The 22,551-nt window shown below is 41.1% G+C and carries 19 protein-coding genes; 3 read left to right on the top strand and 16 right to left on the bottom strand.

Features of this window, described 5'->3' with window-relative positions; all coding sequences use genetic code 11:
* Nucleotides 1-73: 73 nt before the first annotated feature.
* The 8 genes from ACMVDV_RS14090 to ACMVDV_RS14055 all read right to left on the bottom strand — a co-directional run bounded on the left by ACMVDV_RS14090 (nucleotide 74) and on the right by ACMVDV_RS14055 (nucleotide 7,540).
* Nucleotides 74-292, bottom strand: a complete 219-nt coding sequence (locus ACMVDV_RS14090; protein ID WP_304178246.1) for a calmodulin — start codon at nucleotides 290-292, stop codon at nucleotides 74-76.
* A 77-nt stretch (nucleotides 293-369) separates the two neighbouring features.
* On the bottom strand, nucleotides 370-582 hold the full coding sequence (locus ACMVDV_RS14085; protein WP_192541292.1) for a calmodulin: 213 nt from the start codon (nucleotides 580-582) through the stop codon (nucleotides 370-372).
* A gap of 74 nt (nucleotides 583-656) precedes the next feature.
* On the bottom strand, nucleotides 657-869 hold the full coding sequence (locus tag ACMVDV_RS14080; RefSeq protein ID WP_416158557.1) for a calmodulin: 213 nt from the start codon (nucleotides 867-869) through the stop codon (nucleotides 657-659).
* 442 nt (nucleotides 870-1,311) lie between these two features.
* Nucleotides 1,312-1,992 carry a flagellar brake protein gene (locus ACMVDV_RS14075; RefSeq protein ID WP_304178241.1) on the bottom strand — a complete coding sequence of 227 codons (681 nt, stop codon included), beginning with the start codon at nucleotides 1,990-1,992 and terminating at the stop codon, nucleotides 1,312-1,314.
* A 71-nt stretch (nucleotides 1,993-2,063) separates the two neighbouring features.
* Nucleotides 2,064-3,515 carry a TrkH family potassium uptake protein gene (locus tag ACMVDV_RS14070; RefSeq protein WP_304178240.1) on the bottom strand — a complete coding sequence of 484 codons (1,452 nt, stop codon included), beginning with the start codon at nucleotides 3,513-3,515 and terminating at the stop codon, nucleotides 2,064-2,066.
* A gap of 51 nt (nucleotides 3,516-3,566) precedes the next feature.
* Nucleotides 3,567-4,181, bottom strand: coding sequence for a YigZ family protein (locus ACMVDV_RS14065; protein WP_416158556.1), 615 nt, complete (start codon nucleotides 4,179-4,181; stop codon nucleotides 3,567-3,569).
* A 61-nt stretch (nucleotides 4,182-4,242) separates the two neighbouring features.
* Entirely contained in the window at nucleotides 4,243-5,565 is a 1,323-nt protein-coding gene (gene pepQ, locus ACMVDV_RS14060) for a Xaa-Pro dipeptidase (protein ID WP_416158555.1), read from the bottom strand.
* Between the two features lie 88 nt (nucleotides 5,566-5,653).
* The gene (locus ACMVDV_RS14055; RefSeq protein ID WP_416158554.1) at nucleotides 5,654-7,540 is read right to left on the bottom strand and encodes a transglycosylase SLT domain-containing protein; all 1,887 of its coding nucleotides are present in this window, start codon (nucleotides 7,538-7,540) and stop codon (nucleotides 5,654-5,656) included.
* 194 nt (nucleotides 7,541-7,734) lie between these two features.
* On the opposite strand from ACMVDV_RS14055, the gene fadB reads away from it, so the two are divergent.
* The 3 genes from fadB (at nucleotide 7,735) to tusA (ending at nucleotide 11,502) form a co-directional block, all read left to right on the top strand.
* On the top strand, nucleotides 7,735-9,894 hold the full coding sequence (fadB, locus tag ACMVDV_RS14050; RefSeq protein WP_416158553.1) for a fatty acid oxidation complex subunit alpha FadB: 2,160 nt from the start codon (nucleotides 7,735-7,737) through the stop codon (nucleotides 9,892-9,894).
* Nucleotides 9,895-9,898: 4 nt separating this feature from the next.
* The gene (fadA, locus tag ACMVDV_RS14045) at nucleotides 9,899-11,068 is read left to right on the top strand and encodes an acetyl-CoA C-acyltransferase FadA (RefSeq protein WP_149983177.1); all 1,170 of its coding nucleotides are present in this window, start codon (nucleotides 9,899-9,901) and stop codon (nucleotides 11,066-11,068) included.
* A 194-nt stretch (nucleotides 11,069-11,262) separates the two neighbouring features.
* The gene (gene tusA / locus ACMVDV_RS14040; protein WP_304178230.1) at nucleotides 11,263-11,502 is read left to right on the top strand and encodes a sulfurtransferase TusA; all 240 of its coding nucleotides are present in this window, start codon (nucleotides 11,263-11,265) and stop codon (nucleotides 11,500-11,502) included.
* Nucleotides 11,503-11,511: 9 nt separating this feature from the next.
* Here tusA and ACMVDV_RS14035 read toward each other — a convergent pair whose 3' ends face one another.
* The 8 genes from ACMVDV_RS14035 to dnaA form a co-directional block, all read right to left on the bottom strand.
* Nucleotides 11,512-12,303: a DUF5677 domain-containing protein gene (locus ACMVDV_RS14035; protein WP_416158552.1), complete on the bottom strand. Its 792-nt coding sequence runs from the start codon at nucleotides 12,301-12,303 to the stop codon at nucleotides 11,512-11,514.
* Nucleotides 12,304-12,430: 127 nt separating this feature from the next.
* A complete protein-coding gene (locus ACMVDV_RS14030) occupies nucleotides 12,431-12,880 on the bottom strand; it encodes a hypothetical protein (RefSeq protein WP_416158551.1) in 450 nt (149 codons plus the stop codon).
* A 64-nt stretch (nucleotides 12,881-12,944) separates the two neighbouring features.
* Entirely contained in the window at nucleotides 12,945-15,014 is a 2,070-nt protein-coding gene (gene glyS / locus ACMVDV_RS14025; protein ID WP_416158550.1) for a glycine--tRNA ligase subunit beta, read from the bottom strand.
* A gap of 2 nt (nucleotides 15,015-15,016) precedes the next feature.
* The gene (gene glyQ, locus ACMVDV_RS14020) at nucleotides 15,017-15,919 is read right to left on the bottom strand and encodes a glycine--tRNA ligase subunit alpha (protein WP_416158549.1); all 903 of its coding nucleotides are present in this window, start codon (nucleotides 15,917-15,919) and stop codon (nucleotides 15,017-15,019) included.
* A 142-nt stretch (nucleotides 15,920-16,061) separates the two neighbouring features.
* Nucleotides 16,062-18,488 (bottom strand): DNA topoisomerase (ATP-hydrolyzing) subunit B, encoded by a 2,427-nt coding sequence (gene gyrB / locus ACMVDV_RS14015; protein ID WP_416158548.1) that lies wholly within the window; start codon nucleotides 18,486-18,488, stop codon nucleotides 16,062-16,064.
* A gap of 12 nt (nucleotides 18,489-18,500) precedes the next feature.
* Complete coding sequence (recF, locus tag ACMVDV_RS14010; RefSeq protein ID WP_416158547.1) at nucleotides 18,501-19,595, bottom strand: DNA replication/repair protein RecF; 1,095 nt, start codon at nucleotides 19,593-19,595, stop codon at nucleotides 18,501-18,503.
* Between the two features lie 6 nt (nucleotides 19,596-19,601).
* A complete protein-coding gene (gene dnaN / locus ACMVDV_RS14005) occupies nucleotides 19,602-20,705 on the bottom strand; it encodes a DNA polymerase III subunit beta (protein ID WP_416158546.1) in 1,104 nt (367 codons plus the stop codon).
* 13 nt (nucleotides 20,706-20,718) lie between these two features.
* Entirely contained in the window at nucleotides 20,719-22,113 is a 1,395-nt protein-coding gene (dnaA, locus tag ACMVDV_RS14000; RefSeq protein WP_416158545.1) for a chromosomal replication initiator protein DnaA, read from the bottom strand.
* Nucleotides 22,114-22,551 lie beyond the last annotated feature (438 nt).

The raw sequence follows: 22,551 nt of genomic DNA, 5'->3' as shown, positions 1-22,551 counted from the left end.
TTATCCTCTATCATAGGTTCCTTTCCTACTTAGGTTGTCTTTGGCAACTCAGGATAAACTCAGTATTAGGTTATTAAGCTTTTGAAAACTCTTCTTTTGATAACTCACCGTTTTGGTCAGTATCACGTTCTGCAAAGCTATTTAAAAGCTCAGCATCTTCTGATGCTTCAACTTGACTGATCACACCATTTTCATCAACATCAAGCGTATCGAAGTCTAACGCTTCAAAAGCAAATGCTGCTGATGAAGAGGTTAATGCAATGAGCACTACCGCTTTACTTAGTGCGTTCATAATTTTTCTCCTTGTACCTGAGATGATGAATGTGGTGCTATGAAATCCCTTTCACGGTTCCCTGTCACAAAGCAGTATTAAGCTTTTGAAAACTCTTCTTTTGAAAGCTCACCGTTGCCGTCAGTATCAAGCTCTGCAAATTTGCTCATTAGCTCTGCATCTACTGATGCTTCGCTTTGGCTGATTGCGCCGTTGCCATCAACATCTAATGTGTCAAAGTCAGTACCAGCAAATGCCGCTGATGAAGATGCTAGTGCGATAAGTGCTAATGTTTTATTTAATGTGTTCATAATTATATTCCTTACAAATCAATTAAGAGTGGAAGTCCTTTTCAGGGATCCCTGTTGTGAAACTGCTGCCTAAATTACGCTTTAGAGAACTCTTCTCTTGAAAGCTCACCGTTGCCGTCAGTATCAAGCTCTGCAAATTTGCTCATTAGCTCTGCATCTACTGACGCTTCGCTTTGGCTGATAGTGCCGCTGCCATCAACATCTAATGTGTCAAAGTCAGTACCAGCAAATGCCGCTGATGAAGATGCTAGTGCGATAAGTGCTAATGTTTTATTTAATGTGTTCATAATTAATATTCCTTCAATGTTTATGGTTTCGAACGTTAGTGATAATCACCTTTTCGTTCAGTACAACTAGACTGTTACAACTTCAGTGCCACATTTTAAAAATGATTTAAAATCAGCAAGTTAAAATTAAAACTTGCTTCTTATAAGGGTTTTTCACGGTTTTTTGTTGCTATTTAGCAACACAGAATATGAGTTAAAAGTTTTCACATTAAAAATCAATGAATTAAAAACAATAAAAAAGACGCAAATTAAGTAAAGTGCATTTTATTGCACGCAAACAAAGCAACAAGTAGCGGAATTAACACGCCAAAAAGTAACAATAGAAACAAGTAAATAAAGTTAAGTAATTGATAAGAAATGACAATAAAAATAGATTAGCGGGAATTAAGTTGAAGTGCGCGATATTCGCTATTTTGTTGCAAAATAGCGAATATCAGCAGATTTAGACTAGTGGCGCGAGCACTGAGAGGTCAATCAAGTGATCTTTCATAAAGGCTTTCATTTCGTCTTCACTTGCAGTTAATTGAATTCCAAACTGCGCGCCCGCAGCTCGACTTTTAATACTGCATATTTGCCCGCTAAACTCAGTAATGCCTTTATTTTTTTCATCGAGCACAATATTACACTGGGTATTTTTTAATTCACTAAGATCATCCAGGCCTTTTACATCAAACATCACCCCAGTTACGGAGATATCTTTAATTACGCCATGTAGCTCGCGTTCATCACAGAGCTTTATTTTGGCAGCTAACAAAGTGGGAATGCGGGTTTCTGACCGTAAACTAAATAATTGCACTTGAGTTGGGAAGTTTAAATAAATAAGTCGAGCTGGGTGAGATGATACCGACATAATTTGCTGACGAAATGCGATAACTTGCCCGCCACCACTTTCAAGCACTGCTCTGACAATTACCACCACACCATCTTTAAGGTACTCAATAGCATTACTTAAACGCTTTGCAGTTGGGTAATTTAAAATCACAAAACGGTCATGCAGTAAGCCAACAAACTCCGTTTTAATACGTTTACTGGTTGTTGGTGTTAATATTTCAACATCAACAATACTACCGGCAGTGATCAGCGCGAGATTTTCTAAATTTAATTGTTGTCTTGTTTTTGGCATTTACTTTCCAACTACAAATAATTAATTAAGAACAAATAACAACCTGTACAGTGTTTAAACCTAACGACTGACTAACCGCGCCAGAATGTCGGTGTAAACAACACTAATAACGTAAATATCTCTAATCGCCCAAATACCATAGCAATGGCTAATAACCATTTAGCACCATCACTAATTGCACCATAGTGTGCAGCAACGTCGCCTAAGCCTGGGCCTAAATTATTTAAACAGGCTGCGGTGGCAGAAAATGCCGTTATGTTATCCATCCCCGTGCCCATTAATGCCAACATGATGATCACAAACACCAACGCGTAGGCAGAGAAAAACCCCCAAACAGCTTCAACTACTTTATCTGGTAACGCCTTACGTCCCAGTTTTATTGAGTAAATAGCACGAGGATGCACAAGCCGGTTAAGCTCACGCACCCCTTGTAGATAAAGTAAAAATACCCGTACTACTTTCATCCCACCACCAGTGGAGCTCGCACAGCCGCCTATAAAGCTAGAAAATATCAACAGTATTGGCAGGAACAGCGGCCAAGCTGAAAAGTTATCCGTAGCAAAGCCTGCGGTTGTGCTAATTGATACAGCCTGAAACAGTGCCTGATCAAGTGTTTCATCGCCATTAGCATAAATGTTATTCGATGACAGCACAGCAAAGCACACCACAACTAGCACCAGTTGAATAAACAAAAACACTTTAAACTCAGGATCGCGTATGTACACTCTGAGATTTCGACTAGAAACGGCCGCATAATGCAAGGTGAAATTAGCGGCAGCGATAAGTAAAAATATCACGCAAATAAAGTTAATTAGTGGACTGTCAAAGTGCCCCATAGAAGCATCGTATGTAGAGAATCCACCGATCGCAACAGTAGAAAATGAATGGCAAATTGCATCAAACCAGTTCATTCCAGCAGCCCAATATGCCAACGCACAAGCAATGGTGAGCGACACATAAATATACCAAAGATGTTTAGCGGTATCGGCAATACGTGGTGTCATTTTCGAGTCTTTTACCGGACCTGGAATTTCAGCTCGGTATAGCTGCATACCACCAACACCCAGCATTGGCAGTACTGCCACGGCAAGTACGATGATCCCCATACCGCCAAACCATTGCAGTTGCTGGCGATAAAACAGCACAGATTTTGGTAAATATTCAATACCGGTAAGTACTGTGGCACCCGTTGTGGTTAAGCCAGAGAAGGCTTCAAAGACCGCATCGGCTAAGGATAAGTTAGGCTCTTGTAGGAAAATAAGTGGCAGTGATGCGAACGCTCCCAGAACTAGCCAAAATAACACCACGATTAAAAAGCCTTCTTGCGCTTTTAAATTACCGTGTTCTTGACGATTAGGGTAATAAGCAGCTAAGCCAATAATCACACTAAAGATAAACGCCAATACAAAAGGTACACCGCCACCATCTTTATAAATTAGCGATACAATTGCCGGCGGCACCATAGTAATACTAAATAGAACAACCAGTTGGCCGAGAATTTTAATGATGGTACGAAATTGCATGTAGCTATCGCTTTTATTATTAGTTAATCGTTCTGATGGATTGTTATTGTCTTACTGTTTAATACTTAACTCAACCGCGCCATGGCTCAAATCATAAATATCTTTAATCGCTTGCACAGCTTGACGGCTATCAATCGTGATAACCCATTCAATATTAGCAGTAAATTGCTTTTCTATAGTAAGAACTTGGTATTGTGTCTTTAATAACTGCTCGATTGCGCCTTGGATACTGTAATCACTATAGCCAATCAGCTCAACACTCGGTACCTTTACTGTCGTTGTTAAATGCGTCAAAGCATTATTCAACGATCCGCCATATGCTCTAACTAGGCCACCAGTGCCCAGTTTTATACCGCCAAAGTAACGAGTTACCACTGCAGTAATTTCCCCAAGCCCAGAACCAACTAACACGTTGAGCATAGGTTTGCCTGCGGTACCGTTCGGTTCGCCATCATCAGAAAAGCCATAAACATGACTGCCACCAGGATTACCGGCAACATGTGCCCAGCAATTATGACGCGCATCACTGTATTTATTTTCAACTTCGCGAATAAACGCTTTTGCTGATGCTAAATCTGGCGTATGTGCAATGTGTACTATAAAAGTGCTTTTTTTTATCTCTTCTTGATAAAAAACGGGCGCTGCGGGGTAATTATATTCAGACATTATTTTATGTACTTATACAAAAATGGGGCCGACAGGCCCCAATTCTAACCCTGACAAACGATCAATCTAATGCTAGATCGCGAGTCATATTTTCAAGGTTGTCTTCATGAACGATGATGTTATCTTCGATCCGAATTCCACCAAATGGCTTAAACGCTGCAACTTTATCCCAGTTAATAAACTGCTTGTTGTCGCTTTGCGCTAAATCACCCAACAGTGAGTCGATGAAGTATAAACCAGGTTCAATCGTAAACACTTGGTTTTTTTCAATTAAGCGTGTGCAACGTAAGAAAGGATGCCCTTCAGGTGGCGCTTGATGGGTGCCCATCTCGTCAGCCATAAAACCGCCCATGTCATGTACTTGTAAGCCAAGATGATGGCCAAGCCCATGTGGGAAGAAGGTCGACGTAATACCGCGTTCAACAATTTCAGCAGCTGGTAGCTTAACAATATTAAAATCGCTGAGTACTTGCGCAACACGTTGGTGGCAATCTAAATGCAATTCACCATATAACATGCCTGGCTTTAATGCTTTACCCAAGGCAATTTGATGTTGCGTCATTGCAGCAATTAATTCAGCAAACTCACCGGACTTTTTAAAATCATAAGTACGAGTAATATCAGCAGCGTAACCATTAAAATTAGCACCTGCATCAATTAAAAATGAATGATGTGTTTGCGGAGCTTGCGGCTCAAAATGGGTGTAATGTAAAATAGCGCAGTTTTCGTTCAGTGCGACGATATTACCATACGGCATTTCATTTTCACTTTGACGTGTTGCTATTAAGTAGGCTTGCTGAATATCAAACTCAGAACCACCATTAAAAAACGTATCGCGAGCCGCTTTATGGCCATCTACGGCAATACGGTTGGCTTGGCGTAAACATTCAAGCTCGTATTGCGTTTTATAAGCACGGTGGTAATTAAAAAAGTTTAATACCGGCTCTGGGTTCATCACACTAAAACCGAGTGCTTGCGCTACTTCTAAATATTCACCGATATATGCATAATTTGCTTTGTCGTAAGGTAACCATTTTTCGACTTGATCAGGTTGCAGCAACAGCTCTATATCAAAATAATCAGCCCAAAAATCACGCGGCTCATCAGGTACTTTATGCCAAAAATCAACCGGACGATAAAAAATAAGTTTTGGTTTATCACTGCCATTTATAACAATCCAGCAATGTGGATTATCGATGACCGGTAACCAAGCTTTAAAATGCGGGTTAACTTTAAACGGATAGTACATATCGTCTAAAAACTGGCGTTTAGCTTGTCCTGAATGGATCACTAAACCTTCTAATCCTTCACGCTCAATAATAGTACGAGTACGCTGCTGCAGTGTTGCAATATGTTCGGCGTATAAAACGGCTAATTTATCCATAGAAAACCCATCTGTTAAATTTAACTTATTTCAAGTCTAACATAGACCCTGTTTAACCCCAATGCAGATGCGCTAAAGCACTTGCGCCTTAGCCACCCATTTTCATATCCAATATTGGTGCCAATATATTACCCTCACGACCCAGCCGCGTGTGGTAAACCTGCCGATAAGCATAGACATTTTTTACGTATTCTCGCGTTTCACGGTACGGGATCAGTTCTATCCATAACTCAGCGGGCATGGCTTGATCAGGTAACCATTTTTTTATGCGATGGTAACCCGCGTTATACGACGCGGTTGCAAGGACCTCATTACCCCGATTTTTCTTTTTCAAATACTCTAAATACTCAGTGCCTAAGCGAATATTCGTGTTCGCTTGATTTAAACGCGCCCCAGAAACAGTGCCTTTATTTACATATTTTGCTGTACTTGGCAGCAACTGCATTAAACCACGCGCATTGGCATGAGAGCGCGCATCGGGTGCAAAAGAACTTTCACGGCGCGAAATAGCAATACTCCACGTTACGTCAATATGATTGCGTTTACTGTAGCGCTCAAATAAATCTTGAAAAGCAAATGGAAATCGCAATTCCACATAGTCCCATGCTTTAATTTGCGCCAAGGTATAAATTGTACTGTCGTACCAATCTAATTCTGCCGCTAGTTTTGATGCGGCTAACTTTTCTTCATCACTCGAGGTACCCGTTAAGTAGTTCCACTCTCTGCGCGCTGAAGTAAAACGCTCAAGTTCATAAAAAGCTTTTGCTCGTTTAAAACCGGGTGCCTGCGCTACGTCTGCCACTAACTTATCACTAACAAGTAATGGTTGGTTATTAAGCTCAACCGGTAAACCCAACCGTGCAGCGGCTAAAAAGCCATAATAATCACGCTCTTTCGCGACGGTTTGCCAAATTACTTTAGCGCGCTCGTTGTCACCGCGTTGCGCTAAACTATACGCCAACCAATATTGTTGACCCAGACTGAGGTTTTCTTTACCGGTAAAAAATGCCACGATGCCTGACCAATCTTGGGTTTTCAGCATATTACCCAATTGCCACTGCATAAGTTTACGGTCTTGGCGATCTTTCGGTACTTTACTCAACCAAAAACGCGCCTCGGGGTGGCCACTTGATGCCAGCGCTAAAGCAAAACTATAATAAACATCAGCCTTTTGCTCGTCAGAATAGTTAAACATCTTATCTAACTTTTCCCATGCCTTGAGTGCCAAGGTCTTATCTCGCCAAATTAGCCGTTTAATGCCGTAATGAGCAATTTCACTTTCTTTAACTGTTTTATTTTTATAGCGATACATTCCCGCAGCGGCACTTGGATCGCTGCGAACTTTTCGGTAAAAGTCAGCCAAGTATTGCTCATTTTTCGGTAATAAGGTTTTTAAGTATGGCAGTAAGCTTTGTGATCCCCCTTGTGCCGATAACGTAATGCGTTGCCATATTTGCTCTTGGCTCATATAACCTTTTTTACGCCAAGTATTGAACAGTGAGTCGCATTCTTCTGGCTGTGATTTCCCGACAGTCCATAAATTTGTTACTTGACTCATTATCGCTTGTTCCGGCGCTCCTAAATCAAGCTGATACTGCAGGTAAGTGCAAGTCAGCTCACTATTTGTAGTCTCGCGATAATTATTAATAAAAGCAGCCTTACGGTTTTGCTTTTGCAAACGTTGTAACCATGCTTTACGCACTGGCCACTCTAAAGGCGTATTTTCATAAATAGTTAAATAGCGCTCAATTTCAGATTGGTGCTCAATATCAGGATGGCGCTGCCAATAGACTTGTTCCACATAAGGCTTTAATGGATGGTCTAGCTGTGCCGTAATTTCTTTAAACTTTTGATAACTAGCATATTTAACTTTTTTTTCAGCATCTAAAAATGCGTCATGTTCCGTATTAGCGTAGGCAGAAAATAAAGGAAATAATAATGCTGCTGCCGTTACACTTAAAAATTGTTTTTTCATGATGACCTTAAATATTCAAAGGTAAATAAAAGACAAACACTTCGCCTACACCTTAGCACCAAACAAGCTATATTTTAACCAGTAGTAAGACACCACAGTAAATTTTTCGTTGCATTTTTAATTTAAAGCAAGCACACTGATTGAAATGCAAACTCATCGTACCAGTCTTAGTTCACTAACTAGGGAGAATAATAATGTTATATAAAAGCGATTCCTTTGAAGTTGCTTTCATCAAGGATAATATCGCCGAGTTCAAATTTTGTGTTGCAGGTTCTGTAAACACTTTGTCTCAGCAAACCTTGAAAGATTGCGCCAGCGCATTACAAGAATTAGCCGCAAACAGCGATATCAAAGGCATGATTTTTACCAGTGATAAAGACCACTTTATTATTGGTGCCGATATTTTCGAGTTTTTACCAACTTTTACGAAACCAGAAGCTGAATTAGTTACCTGGATCAAAGATGCCACTGATGTTTTTGATGCATTAGAAGATCTACCTTTCCCAACCCTAAGCGCTATAAATGGCTTAGCACTTGGTGGAGGATGTGAGTGGGTACTTGCTACCGATTATCGTGTTGCAAGCTCTACTGCAAAAATTGGCCTACCAGAAGTAAAACTTGGCATTATGCCTGGATTTGGTGGCACAGTACGCTTACCACGCATCGTTGGTGCCGATAATGCCATGCTTTGGATCACCTCTGGCGCTGAAAACCGCGCTGCTGATGCCCTTAAAGTAGGCGCTATTGACGCAGTAGTTAGTGCTGACAAACTTATAGAATCAGGTATTTCAACACTTGAATTAGCAATTGCTGGCAAGCTGGATTGGCAAGCTAAACGTAACGTTAAGCTGCAACCACTTAAATTAAACCGCGTTGAGCAAGGTATGAGCTTTGCAATGGCTGAAGGTATGGTAATGGGTAAAACCAAAGGCCATTACCCAGCCCCGATTATGGCAGTTCGCACTATTAAAGCAGCAGCTAACTGTGAACGCGCCGAAGCAATGGCAATCGAAAATGCCAACTTTGCTAAACTTGCTCGTACACCAGAAGCAGCCGCGCAAACAGGTATATTCCTAGCCGATCAATTCATCAAAGGTAAAGCACGTAAGCAAGCAAAAGCCAGTGATGTAACAATTAATCAAGCCGCTGTACTAGGCGCAGGTATTATGGGTGGCGGTATCGCTTACCAATCTGCGTATAAAGGGACACCTATTATAATGAAAGACATCCAACAGGATGCCCTTGATTTAGGTATGGGTGAAGCATCTAAGCTATTAGCTCAAAAAGTGCAACGCGGCCATATGGCGATGGACAAGATGGTTGCAACGTTAGGTAAAATCAAACCAACCCTTAACGATAGCGACTTACAAAGTGCTGATATCATCGTTGAAGCAGTTGTAGAAAACCCTAAAGTTAAACAAGCAGTTTTAGCCGGTCTTGAAAAGGACATGCCTGCAGGCACTATTTTAACCTCTAATACCTCAACTATTCGTATTGATGAATTAGCCACTGCACTTGAAAAACCTGAAAATTTCTGTGGTATGCACTTCTTTAATCCAGTGCCAAAAATGCCATTAGTTGAAATTATCCGCGGTGAGAAAACCTCAGAGCAAACGATTAACGCCGTTGTTGATTACGCTTTAAAGCTAGGCAAATCACCTATCGTTGTTAATGATTGCCCAGGATTCTTTGTAAACCGTGTATTATTCCCATACTTTGCCGGCTTTAGTAAATTAGTTGTTGAAGGCGCTGATTTTGCCAAAGTAGATAAAGTAATGGAAAACGTCTTTGGCTGGCCAATGGGTCCTGCATACTTACTTGATGTTGTTGGTATTGATACGGCTTACCACTGTACTGGCGTGATGGCAGATGGCTTCCCTGAGCGCATGTCACGTGCCGAAAAAGATCCGGTAACAATATTCGCTAACGAAAAGCGTTTTGGTCAAAAGAACAAAGCGGGTTTCTACCAGTATGCTCCGGATCGCCGCGGTCGCTTGAAAAAAGCTCAAGATCCACAAGCAGTTGAGCTACTTAGTGGAATCACTGATGCACCAAAAGAGTTTGATAAACAAGAAATTATCGACCGTTGTATGGTACCAATGATCAATGAAGTGCTACTGTGTTTACAAGAAAACATTGTTGCTTCTCCACAAGAAGCTGATATGGCACTTATTTACGGTATTGGTTTCCCTCCATTTAGAGGCGGCGCGTTCCGTTACTTAGATCAAACTGGGCTAGCTAACTTTGTTGCAACAGCAGACAAATACGCTCATCTAGGTGCGATTTACCAAGTATCTGAACAAACTCGTAAATGGGCTGAAGAAGGCCGTATTTTCTATAAGGTGGAAGGATAAGACCATGAATACTCCAGTAATTGTAGATTGTATCCGCACGCCAATGGGCCGTTCAAAAAACGGTGTATTTAAACATAAGCGTGCCGAAGATTTAAGCGCCCACTTAATGAAGGGCTTACTTGATCGCAACCCAGCCGTTGATCCAGCATCGATTGACGACATCTATTGGGGTTGTGTACAACAGACTTTAGAGCAAGGTTTTAACGTTGCTCGTAATGCCGCATTACTTGCCGGCATTCCACACACAGTGCCTGCGGTAACAGTAAACCGCTTATGTGGCTCATCAATGCAAGCATTACACGATGCTGCACGCGCAATTATGACTGGCGCTGGTGATACTTACATCATTGGTGGTGTTGAACACATGGGCCATGTGCCAATGACCCACGGTAATGATTTTCACCCAGGCTTAGCAACTTCTATTGCACAAGCATCTGGCTCAATGGGCTTAACCGCAGAGTACCTTGCAACTATTCACGGTATTACCCGTGAGCAGCAAGATCAATTTGCCTATCGCTCACATCAACGAGCTCATGCAGCCACGGTTGAAGGACGTTTCCGCCGCGAAATCCTTGCAATGGAAGGTCATGACGCAGATGGTTCACTGATTTTAGTTGAAGATGACGAAGTAATTCGCCCAGAAACAACGGTAGAAGGCTTATCACAGCTTCGCCCAGTGTTTAACCCGGCATCAGGCTCAGTCACTGCGGGTACTTCTTCTGCGCTTTCTGACGGTGCATCAGCGATGCTAGTAATGAGCGAAGAAAAAGCCAAAGCATTAGGCTTACCAATTCGTGCTCGCGTTAAAGCCATGGCGGTTGCTGGTTGCGATCCATCAATCATGGGTTACGGCCCAGTACCGGCGAGTAAAAAAGCATTAGCACAAGCCGGTATCACTATTGATGATATCGATGTTGCAGAGCTTAACGAAGCATTCGCAGCACAATCACTACCAGTATTAAAAGATTTAGGTCTTGCTGATGTGGTTGACGAAAAAGTGAATTTAAACGGCGGCGCTATTGCCCTTGGTCACCCACTGGGTTGTTCAGGCTCACGTATTAGCACCTCGTTAATCCACTTGATGGAAGATAAAAATGCACGCTATGGTTTAGCAACTATGTGTATTGGTCTAGGCCAAGGCATCGCGACGGTATTTGAACGAGTTCAAGATTAATAGAAACGCAATTAAAACCTCGGTGATAAAAGCCGCGTTGATTAAATCAACGCGGCTTTTTTATGATTAATTTTTGCCGTTAAGCTTTGCCGCTTTATACGCACAAATGAAGTGACTTTATTTATCAGGCCGAGGTCGTTAAACTAGCAGCCTTAAATTAATCGTTAAACGCTAATAACAGTAAAGGTTACGCCATGAGTTTTGAGAACCCCGATCACCAATTAGACGCCATCGGCCTACGCTGCCCGGAGCCTGTAATGATGATCCGAAGCGCGGTACGCAAAATGGAAAATGGCGAAACTTTATTAATTATTGCCGACGACCCCTCCACCACCCGCGACATCCCCAGCTTCTGCCGGTTTATGGATCACACATTAGTCGCCAAAGAAGTCGATGCAGTACCGTATCGGTACTTGGTGAAGAAAGGGCTTTGAAACTAGGTTCTAGGTGCTTTCCGAATCATGTATATCATATTTATTTAATAGCTTATAAGTTTCATTTACATCTGTTTTGACTTCTACAATTTCAGCTAAATTAAACAGTAAGGTCTGATTTAACTTTGCCAGCAGAAATGACGTTAAGAAGTAGAGCATTTCTTTACTAGCTTTTTTGCTGGTATCACTAACTTCATCTTCAGCTAATTGCATGTATGAATCAAAACCAGAGTGTGAATAACCACATAAATATGAATATTGTATTTTAATAAACTTAGGTAATGTTGTCTCTTCTAACCTACTGCGTAAGGGTTTTGCTTGCCAAGCGTTCTTTAAGATATTGTTTAAGTGGAGCTTGTCTTTACCTAGCTCTAAGCCTTTACGTTCTATCATTTTCCTTAAGCTTTGAACTTCACGTGCCTCGTTGCTAGCTTTTTCTCTTAACCTATAACTAGTTATTGCATCATGATTTAGTTTTTGTCTGCTTTTCAAGCCTTCGTACTTATAAACTAAAAATCTGAACTCCTTTTCGCTTAAGTCCTCTTTCCCTTCAAACCAAAATAATGATGTAAGAGTTGTATATATTTCAATTACACTTCTCAGTAATACTTTTGCTGAAGCCTGATCAATTTGGTCGCTATTTTCAATGGCTTCAAATGATGTACCATCTAGAATTATTGAAATACTCTGGCAATGATTAATTAGTTTTTTTATCGAAAGGTATTGCAGTCTTCCCTCTTCCCTCTTCCGACTTTTGATAATATGAGTTAAATGTCTCTTGAAATAATAAAACAGACTCATTGAGAACTCTTTGAAATTCACTTCTGGTTATATATTCAAGTTGTTTATTACTCATTATAACGTCCTTGTCACTCATCTATAAATTCACTCGGGCAACTGAAAGCTGACGGCTTATAGCTTACAGCTCTTACTTCTTAGTTATCGTCACTTTCGGTTGATCATAGTCACTATAATCAATGCTAACTATGTAGCTGCCTTTTATTGCCGGGGTGAAGCTAAAGTAATTATAAGTAGTGTCACAATCGGCAGTAACGCTTTGTCCTAACGTCAGTGCTTGGCCAGTTGGGTCTTGTTCACTGAATCCGCAGTTATAACCTGCGCTCCAATCCATATCAGCTATTTTAAATTCGTACACTTTACCCGGTGTTGAAAACTTTACCTGTGCCTGGTATAGCTCAGGAGCAACTTGAGCAAATTCGTATTGTGTTTCAGCATCCCATAAATTGAAATCACCACGTAAGTACATGCTGCGGTCAAGCTCTTGGTTTGGTAGTACGTCGCTAATATCAGGCAATTGTATTTGGCTCGAACAAGCACTTAATAATGCAACCATAGCCACTGTTAATATACGTTTCATCGGTTATCCCTTGTACAAAAAAGCCAGCGTAACTGCTGGCTTTTTAAGCTAAGCTGAATTGATTTTATTTCTGTAGTACAGAAATATCAGCAATATCTAAAAATAGGCCACTAAGCTGGCTTAGTAATGCTAAACGGTTTTGCTTCACAGCTTCATCGTCAGCCATTACCATCACGTTGTCGAAGAAGTTATCAACACTTTCACGAATACCCGCTAATTGGGCAAGCGCTTCTTGATAGTCGCCAGCCACGTATAACGGCGCTAATTCAGTGGCAAACTTAGCAACTTGTGCCGCTAATACCTTTTCGGCATCATCGCTTAACAAGCTCTCGTCAACAGTGCTTTGCGTTGTAATGTCATTTTTAGCCAGAATATTACTTACCCGTTTATTAGCTGCTGCAAGCGCTTCTGCAGCATCTAATGTACGGAAGTGACTTACCGCTTTAACACGACGGTCAAAATCAACAGGTTTCGTTGGACGACGTGCAAGTACCGCTTGAATAACGTCTACTTCAATACCTTCGTCTTGATACCAAGCGCGGAAGCGACCGAGCATGAATTCAAATACATCTGCTGATACATTTAAGTTAGTTAGCTTATCAGCAAACAGTGTTTGTGCTTTAGCAACGAGATCTAAAATATCCAGTGGCAGCTCTTTTTCAACCATGATACGCAATGCACCAATGGCAGCACGTCGAAGTGCAAATGGGTCTTTATCACCTTTTGGTGCTTGGCCAATACCAAAAATACCAACCAGTGTGTCAAACTTATCGGCAATCGCTACTGCGCAGCTGATCAGGTTTGTTGGTAAGCTGTCGCCAGCAAAGCGTGGCATGTATTGCTCGTTTTGGGCAATGGCAACATCTTCGGCTTCACCGTCATGGCGAGCGTAATGCATCCCCATCACACCTTGTACGTCGGTAAACTCCATCACCATTTCGGTCATTAAGTCGGTTTTGCTTAACAAGCCAGCTCGCTCAGCCAGAGCTTTATCGGCACCTAATTGCTCGGCAATGTAACCTGCCAGTTCACTGATACGCTCAGACTTATCTTTTAGGGTACCCAATTGCTGTTGGAACAATACGCTATTCAGTGATTCTAAACGGCTTTCTAGGGTTTTCTTTTTATCTGTTTCAAAGAAGAACTGTGCATCCGCTAAACGTGGGCGTACAACTTTCTCGTTACCAGCAATTACCACACTTGGGTTTTTGCTTTCGATGTTTGAAACAAACAAAAACTTGTTAAGTAGCTTGCCGTCTTGATCAAGTAACGGGAAGTATTTTTGATCGTCTTTCATAGTGTAGATCAGCGCTTCAGCTGGTACATCTAAAAACGCTTCTTCAAATGTTGCAGTTAGCGTTACTGGCCATTCAACCAGCGAGGTTACTTCTTCAAGTAAATCTTCATCCATCGCAACTACGGCATTAACGGCTGTTGCTGCGGCTTCAATTTGACTACGAATTTGTGCTTTACGCTGCTCGTAATCAGCAACAACATGTGCAGATTTAAGCACCTCAAAAACATCATCAGCATGTTTGATGGTGATTTTTTCTGGATGATGAAAACGGTGACCTTGCAGTTGGTTACTCACTGCTTTACCAAGGACTTCGCCTTCAATTAGCTGATCGCCAAACAAAATAGTTGCGGTATGAACAGGACGAATAAATTGTGTTTTATTCGCGCCCCAACGCATTGGTTTAGGAATAGGAAGTTTAGCTAACGCTTTATTTACCGCATCAGTCATTAAGGCGGTAGTCTGTTGCCCTGCGACTTTAGCTATGTGTAACAACCATGCGCCTTTGTCGGTTTCAAGTATTTGCGCTTCACTGACTTCAATACCACAACCACGTGCCCAACCCATAGCAGCTTTAGTTGGCTTGCCGTCAGCATCAAATGCGGCTTTGGTTGCTGGGCCACGTTTTTCAACTTCTTTGTCTTGTTGCTGAGCTTCAAGTGCTGTTACTTGTAAACCTAAACGACGAGGAGATGCATACCAGCTTACGCCTTGATGATTAAGTTCTAAACTCTCAAGCTCTGCAGTTAAGTTTGCAGCAAAAGCCTCAGCAAGTTTGCGCAATGATTTTGGTGGCAACTCTTCGGTGCCAATTTCTACTAATAAATTTTCTGCTGACATGCTTACTTATCCTTACACAGCGGGAAACCAAGCGCTTCACGTTTATCATAATAACTTTGTGCACACGCTTTAGATAGCGCACGAACGCGCAAGATATAACGTTGGCGCTCTGTCACTGAAATCGCGTGACGTGCATCTAATAAGTTAAATGCGTGTGATGCTTTCATCACTTGCTCATAGGCTGGTAATGGTAGGCTTGCTGCAATTAGCTTTTCGCTCTCGGCTTCGCATTTATCAAACTGGGCGAATAAGTCTTCAACATTTGCATGTTCAAAGTTATAAGTTGATTGCTCAACTTCGTTCTGATGGAATACGTCACCGTAAGTAACACGGCCCATTGGGCCATCAGCCCAGACTAGATCATAGATGCTATCTACGCCTTGAATATACATAGCTAAACGCTCAAGACCGTAAGTGATTTCGCCAGTAACTGGTGAGCATTCTAAGCCACCTACTTGTTGGAAGTAGGTAAACTGGGTTACTTCCATACCGTTTAACCAGATCTCCCAACCAAGACCCCAGGCACCTAGCGTAGGTGATTCCCAGTTGTCTTCTACAAAGCGCACTTCGTCAGTCAGGGTATCAATGCCAACAGCCGCTAACGAGCCTAAATAGAGCTCCTGAATGTTATCTGGCGATGGTTTTAATACTACTTGGAATTGGTAGTAATGTTGTAAGCGATTTGGATTTTCACCATAACGGCCATCGGTAGGACGACGACATGGTTGCACATACGCGCTCGACATCGGCTCTGGGCCAATCGACTTTAAAAATGTTTGTGGGTGGAATGTACCCGCGCCAACTTCCATATCAAGTGGCTGAATAATGACACAACCTTGCTGTGCCCAGTAATCCTGTAAAGCCAGGATCAAACCTTGAAAGGTTTTAACGTCATATTTTTGCATATTTGGCTTTTAGTATCTGCTGTGATGTAGCGTGAAAATTACCCTCAGTATACCTTGTGCGTAGTCATGTTTTAAGCAGTTTGTGCAATTACAACCAATAAAAAAGGAGCCCTTGGGCTCCTTTTTTGATTCTCAATAAGAATTAAACATCGAGATTAACTACACGCAGTGCGTTAGTTTCGATAAACTCACGACGCGGCTCAACTTGGTCACCCATTAAGGTTGCGAATAATTGGTCTGCACCAACTGCATCTTCAATGGTTACTTGTAACATGCGACGCGCTGACGGGTCCATGGTAGTTTCCCACAACTGGCTTGGGTTCATCTCACCTAGCCCTTTATAGCGCTGGATATAAAGCCCACGCTTAGATTCTGCGATCAACCATTCCAATGCATCCACAAAGTTATCAACAGCTAGTGTCTTTTCACCACGTTGAATATAAGCACCTTCACTTAAGATATTGGCAATGTTAGTACCCGTTACTGCGATGCGTTTATAATCACGTGAAGTGATAAAATCATGGCTAAGTACGTGCGCCTTATCAACACCGTGTTGGCGAATATTGATAACTGGGTAATATAAGTTACGCTCAGTATCATGCTCTGTTGCAGCAGCAAAGATAGTGGCATCTTCATCACGTGCGACTAAGTCATCGACTAACGTTTTGGTCCATGCAATTACTTTAGCTTCATCTGCTAAATCGGCTTCGTTTAGCTCTGTTTGATAGATCAAACGTTCCATAACCGTATTCGGATATTTACGTTTTAAGCGCTCAATAACTTTAACGGTGTTTTGGTAATCATGAACGATAGCCTCTAAAGCTTCGCCTTCAAGTGCAGATGCATCAGCACCGGTATAAAGAGCAGCACCATTTAGTGCTAATGAAGTTAGGTATTCAACAAGTGCTGGATCATCTTTAATATAGCGCTCTTGTTTACCTTTTTTCACTTTATAAAGTGGTGGTTGTGCAATATAAATATAACCACGTTCAACGATTTCAGGCATTTGACGGTAGAAGAAGGTCAATAGTAACGTACGAATGTGCGAACCATCGACGTCAGCATCGGTCATGATAATGATGCGATGATAACGTAATTTTTCAGGGTTATACTCATCACGGCCAATACCACAACCAAGGGCTGTAATTAACGTGGCAACTTCTTGTGAAGATAACATCTTATCAAAACGCGCTTTTTCTACGTTTAGTATTTTACCTTTAAGCGGAAGAATCGCTTGATTCTTACGGTTACGACCCTGCTTGGCTGATCCGCCAGCAGAGTCCCCTTCCACTATATATAGTTCAGACAGGGCTGGATCTTTTTCTTGGCAATCCGCTAACTTACCTGGTAAACCAGCTAAGTCCATTGCGCCTTTACGACGCGTCATTTCACGGGCTTTACGCGCCGCTTCACGCGCACGAGAAGCATCAATGATTTTACCAACAACTATTTTTGCATCCACTGGATTTTCTAATAAGAATTCAGTGAATTTCTCAGCCATTGCTTGTTCTACAGCTGATTTAACTTCGCTTGAAACTAGCTTATCTTTGGTTTGTGATGAGAACTTAGGATCAGGCACTTTAACACTAACAACGGCAGTCAAGCCTTCACGGGCATCATCGCCTGTTGCATTACTGGTTGTTTTAGCTTTTTTATTAAAGCCTTCTTTTTCCATATAGTTGTTAAGCGTACGAGTTAGCGCAGATCTAAAACCGGCTAAGTGAGTACCACCATCACGTTGTGGAATATTATTTGTGAAACAGTAGATGTTTTCTTGGTAAGCATCATTCCACTGCATTGATACTTCAACGCTAATACCATCTTCTTCACGTTCGTGAGTAAAGTGGAATACACCTTTATGAATGGGTGTTTTGTTACGGTTTAAATACTCAACGAAGGCACGAATACCCCCTTCATATTTGAAGTGGTCAGTTTTATTTTCTTCGCGCTCATCATTTAAAATAATGCTCACACCTGAATTCAGGAATGATAACTCGCGTAAGCGCTTAGCTAAAATATCGTAATGAAAATCGAGGTTTGTGAATGTTTCACCACTTGGCCAAAAACGTAGTTCGGTACCCGTAGTTTCCGATTCACCAATTACAGCTAATGGCGCGTCAGGAACACCCATAGTGTAGAATTGCTCATGCAGTTTGCCTTCACGACGTACCGTAAGCTTTAACTTTTCTGAAAGCGCGTTTACTACTGAAACACCAACACCGTGTAAGCCACCTGATACTTTATAAGAGTTATCATCAAACTTACCACCGGCATGCAGTACAGTCATGATTACTTCAGCAGCTGACACACCTTCTTCTTCATGAATTGAAGTTGGAATACCACGGCCGTTATCTCTTACAGAGACTGAACCATCTAAATGAATAGTAACGTAGATGTCATCACAATGACCTGCTAAAGCTTCATCGATAGAGTTATCAACGACCTCAAACACCATGTGGTGCAAGCCTGTGCCATCATCGGTGTCCCCTATATACATTCCAGGACGCTTTCTTACTGCGTCTAATCCTTTTAGTACTTTAATACTCGACGAATCGTAATTCTCAGACATGGTTAATCCCACTTATCTTGTTATTAGGTTGCCATGTTTCACGTGGAACATTTGTAGTTCTCGTTGCATGGGTTCCACCACAGCAGAAATACTTTCAGATTGAATTGTAGAGATAAATATTTGAGAGCTACAGTGCGACAATAATTGTCCTACTTTCTCTTTCGTATCTTCCCCTAACTCTGAAGGTAGATCATCTATTAGCAATATTGATTGCTTTTCTGTCTCTGACTCAATCAAACTATTTTGCGTTACTTTTAACGCATAAAGCAATAGTTTCAATTGACCGCGTGAAAAGGTGTTTTCCACACTGTTGCCAGCGACACTAAAACTGAAATCCGCTTTATGTGGGCCTTTATTGGTAAAGCCTTGGCGACTATCGCGCTCGAAGCTTTGCTCAAGAGCCTCAGCAAGAGATTCACTCTCTTTCCAACCCGCATAAAAACTTATTTCTAAATCACGTATAAGCGTTAATTCTGCACACATTTTATCAAAAAACTGCTGCTTAAACCTACTTATATACGCAATTCGTAAATTATTTATTTGTTCTGCCAGTCTAACAAATTCTTTATCCCAAAACTTGATTTGGTCAAAATAATTCTTAGGCTTACTTTTCAGCAACGCATTACGCTGTTTTAAAACTTTATTAAAAGATTGCCATAGATAAAAAAAGTCTTGTTCCACGTGGAACAATCCTAAATCTAAAAACTTACGGCGCTCTTTTGGACCACCAAAAAATAATGAATAGCTTTCAGGGGTGATCACTTGTACTGGCATTAACTGGGCAAGTTCAGATACTCGACGACTAGACTTGCCCTGTATTTTTAATTCAGTCTCACCATTTAATGTCTTACTGATACCAATCGGTATCGATAAGTTATAAAGTGACTTGCGACCATGAATGGTAAACTTTTCTTTCTGATGTTGAATGATACTTTTGTGCTTTGGCGTACGAAAAGACTTGCCATGAGAAAGGTAATAAATAGCCTCTAAAAGGCTGGTTTTGCCACTGCCATTTTCACCATAAATTACATTTATACCATTCACTGGCTCTACAGTGATCGCCTCAATATTACGAAAATTATTGAGGCTCAAATGACTTAAACTCATAGTGCCTTATAAGCGCATTGGCATAACAACATACATGGCTTCTTCATCGCCGGCACCTTCAATCAACGCACTACTATTTGAATCAGCAAGTGTAAATAAAACGTCTTCTGTTTTTAATGTATTTAATACATCTAAAACATAGGATACGTTAAAGCCAATTTCTAAATCATCGCCTTGGTAACTTACTTCAACCATTTCTTCCGCTTGCTCTTGCTCTGGGTTGTTGGCGGTAATTTTTAATAGTCCGTTCGATAAGTTTAAGCGTACGCCTCTAAACTTCTCGTTTGATAAAATAGATACCCGTTGAAATGCACTGCGTAACCATTCGCGATTAGCAGTAATCACTTTATCACCACCACGGGGTAAAACGCGACGGTAATCAGGGAAACGGCCATCCACTAATTTACTGGTAAAAGTAAATTCAGTATCTAAAATACGAATATGATTAGCACCAAATTGAATTGTCACTAACTCATCATCAGCAACCATTAGGCGCATAATTTCTTGTACGCCTTTACGCGGAATAATTAGCTGGCGTTGCGTATTTAATGATTGTGGTAATTGCTTTTGCGCAATCGCTAAACGGTGACCATCAGTTGCCACTGTTTTAATATCTGCATTATCAACTTCAAACGACATACCATTTAAATAATAACGTACGTCTTGATTTGCCATTGAGAAATGAGTGCTTTCTAATAACTTACGTAACTCTAAGCGCGTAAGCTGAAATTCAACTTCACCATCCCATTGCTCAAGATTAGGAAAATCTTCTGCAGCAAGTGTTGTTAATGAAAAACGACTTTTACCACTGGTCAATAGTAATTGGTGATCTTGACTGCTCAACGTTAAATCTGAACCGTCTGGCAGGCTTTTACAAATATCGAGTAATTTTTTAGCTGGCAAAGTCAATTTAGCATCGGCGGTATCATCGCCAACAAAAACCTTTGCGACAAGTTCAATTTCAAGGTCTGTGCCTGTCATTGAAAGTTCACCATTTTCAACCTCTAACAAAACGTTAGATAAAATAGGCAAGGTGTGTTTGCGTTCAATAGCACCCGACACTTGCATCAAAGGTTTTAAAAATTGTTCTCTTGATATAGTTATTTGCATAATAAAGTCAGCCCTAAGATGACAATGTTCTTATTAGGTTTTGGTAATCTTCTTTTACTTCGTGACTTTCATCACGCAGTGATTTTATTTTTCTACACGCGTGCAATACCGTAGTATGGTCGCGCCCGCCAAAGGCATCTCCAATCTCAGGTAAGCTGTGATTAGTGAGTTCTTTAGACAATGCCATAGCTACTTGGCGCGGCCTTGCGATAGAGCGGCTACGGCGCTTTGATAGCAGATCAGACACACGAATACGGTAATACTCTGCCACAGTACGCTGAATGTTGTCGATGGTGACCAGCTTATCTTGCAGAGCAAGTAAGTCTCGCAATGCTTCTTTTACAAAGTCGATCGAAATTGGTCGACCAGTAAAGTTCGCATTGGCAATAACACGGTTAAGTGCGCCCTCTAACTCACGTACATTTGAGCGTAATTTTTTGGCGATAAAAAAGGCCACTTCATGGGGTAAATTAATTTTACTCTGCTGGGCTTTTTTCATCAAAATAGCCACTCGCGTTTCAAGCTCTGGCGGCTCAATAGCGATGGTTAAACCCCAACCAAAACGTGATTTAAGGCGATCTTCTACCCCTTCAATCTCTTTTGGATAACGATCTGAGGTTAAAATAATCTGTTGGTTACCTTCAAGTAACGCATTGAAAGTATGGAAGAATTCTTCTTGAGAACGTTCTTTGTTAGCAAAAAACTGGATGTCATCGATCATTAATGCATCAACACTGCGGTAATAGCGCTTAAATTCTTCAATCGCATTATTTTGCAGTGCTTTAACCATGTCTTGCACAAAACGTTCTGAATGCATGTAAACAATTTTAGCATCTGGCTTGTTTGCCATAATACCATTGCCAACTGCATGTAATAAATGCGTTTTACCTAAACCAGTGCCACCGTATATAAATACCGGATTAAAGGCTGCACCTGGATTATCAGCCACTTGTGTTGCCGCGGCTTTAGCTAACTGGTTAGACTTACCCTCAACAAAGCTATCAAAGGTATAGTTTTCTTTAATGTTTGATTTGTAACCAGACTTAGGCGCTGGCTCAACCACAACTTTAGCTGCTTTTGGTTGCTGTTTATTAGTCGCTGACTGATTTGTTGGTGTTGATACACTGGCCCCAGATGGCGCTGCCACTTGTGTATTCAAGATTGGTTTACTACCAACATCAAATCTTAACTCTGGTGCTTCATCTTTACATATTTCGACGAGTAACTCATTAATGCGGTTTAAGTACTTTTCTCTCACCCAATCGAGTACAAAACGATTAGGTGCGTAAATCGTCAGGGTATCTTCGGTACTTTCTGCTTGTAGTGGTCTTACCCACATACTGAACTGCTGCGAAGGCAGTTCATCTTGCAATACATATAAACAACTTTGCCAAACCGACAGATACACAGTTAAACTCCCAAAGACTTAGTATTTCTTCCCGCTCATCTTTAATGATGGAAAATCATACATTTATTACTATTATTTAGGCAATTTATTAACCCAAGACCGAGTATTATGAATGTACTTTATCCACAAGTACAAGATTGATTTTTTTGAAAAATATGATCTCGCCACAAAAAACAACCAAAACACTGATTTTAAACAATTATTATTTTTAACTCGAAAGCATGATCATAGCAAAAAAGGGCTTAGATCGCGATCAAATTATGTGATCTATTTTAGTTACCCCAAGCTTTTATGCACTTTTTATACAGACCCTGTGGAAAACTTCTTAAATATAAGGATCCTAGCAGATCCCGCAAAACTATCTATTACCGCCACTCTATTATAAGTGCGATTATGGTTGACTTTAAGGCACTTCATCGATAATATCTCGCGCTCGCA

It is taken from the genome of Pseudoalteromonas sp. ASV78, from assembly GCF_047806705.1.
In the GTDB taxonomy this organism is placed as follows: Bacteria; Pseudomonadota; Gammaproteobacteria; order Enterobacterales; family Alteromonadaceae; genus Pseudoalteromonas; species Pseudoalteromonas prydzensis_A.
This window is presented reverse-complemented; position numbering and strand designations above follow the sequence as displayed.

Excerpts from the sequence above, each read along its gene's own strand:
- recF (WP_416158547.1), bottom strand. The coding sequence starts at position 19,595 with ATGAGTTTAAGTCATTTGAGCCTCAATAATTTTCGTAATATTGAGGCG.
- fadB (WP_416158553.1), top strand. The coding sequence starts at position 7,735 with ATGTTATATAAAAGCGATTCCTTTGAAGTTGCTTTCATCAAGGATAAT.
- fadA (WP_149983177.1), top strand. The coding sequence starts at position 9,899 with ATGAATACTCCAGTAATTGTAGATTGTATCCGCACGCCAATGGGCCGT.
- ACMVDV_RS14065 (WP_416158556.1), bottom strand. The coding sequence starts at position 4,181 with ATGTCTGAATATAATTACCCCGCAGCGCCCGTTTTTTATCAAGAAGAG.
- pepQ (WP_416158555.1), bottom strand. The coding sequence starts at position 5,565 with ATGGATAAATTAGCCGTTTTATACGCCGAACATATTGCAACACTGCAG.
- ACMVDV_RS14070 (WP_304178240.1), bottom strand. The coding sequence starts at position 3,515 with ATGCAATTTCGTACCATCATTAAAATTCTCGGCCAACTGGTTGTTCTA.
- tusA (WP_304178230.1), top strand. The coding sequence starts at position 11,263 with ATGAGTTTTGAGAACCCCGATCACCAATTAGACGCCATCGGCCTACGC.
- ACMVDV_RS14090 (WP_304178246.1), bottom strand. The coding sequence starts at position 292 with ATGAACGCACTAAGTAAAGCGGTAGTGCTCATTGCATTAACCTCTTCA.
- ACMVDV_RS14030 (WP_416158551.1), bottom strand. The coding sequence starts at position 12,880 with ATGAAACGTATATTAACAGTGGCTATGGTTGCATTATTAAGTGCTTGT.
- ACMVDV_RS14085 (WP_192541292.1), bottom strand. The coding sequence starts at position 582 with ATGAACACATTAAATAAAACATTAGCACTTATCGCACTAGCATCTTCA.
- ACMVDV_RS14055 (WP_416158554.1), bottom strand. The coding sequence starts at position 7,540 with ATGAAAAAACAATTTTTAAGTGTAACGGCAGCAGCATTATTATTTCCT.
- ACMVDV_RS14035 (WP_416158552.1), bottom strand. The coding sequence starts at position 12,303 with ATGAGTCTGTTTTATTATTTCAAGAGACATTTAACTCATATTATCAAA.
- ACMVDV_RS14080 (WP_416158557.1), bottom strand. The coding sequence starts at position 869 with ATGAACACATTAAATAAAACATTAGCACTTATCGCACTAGCATCTTCA.
- ACMVDV_RS14075 (WP_304178241.1), bottom strand. The coding sequence starts at position 1,992 with ATGCCAAAAACAAGACAACAATTAAATTTAGAAAATCTCGCGCTGATC.
- gyrB (WP_416158548.1), bottom strand. The coding sequence starts at position 18,488 with ATGTCTGAGAATTACGATTCGTCGAGTATTAAAGTACTAAAAGGATTA.
- glyS (WP_416158550.1), bottom strand. The coding sequence starts at position 15,014 with ATGTCAGCAGAAAATTTATTAGTAGAAATTGGCACCGAAGAGTTGCCA.
- dnaN (WP_416158546.1), bottom strand. The coding sequence starts at position 20,705 with ATGCAAATAACTATATCAAGAGAACAATTTTTAAAACCTTTGATGCAA.
- glyQ (WP_416158549.1), bottom strand. The coding sequence starts at position 15,919 with ATGCAAAAATATGACGTTAAAACCTTTCAAGGTTTGATCCTGGCTTTA.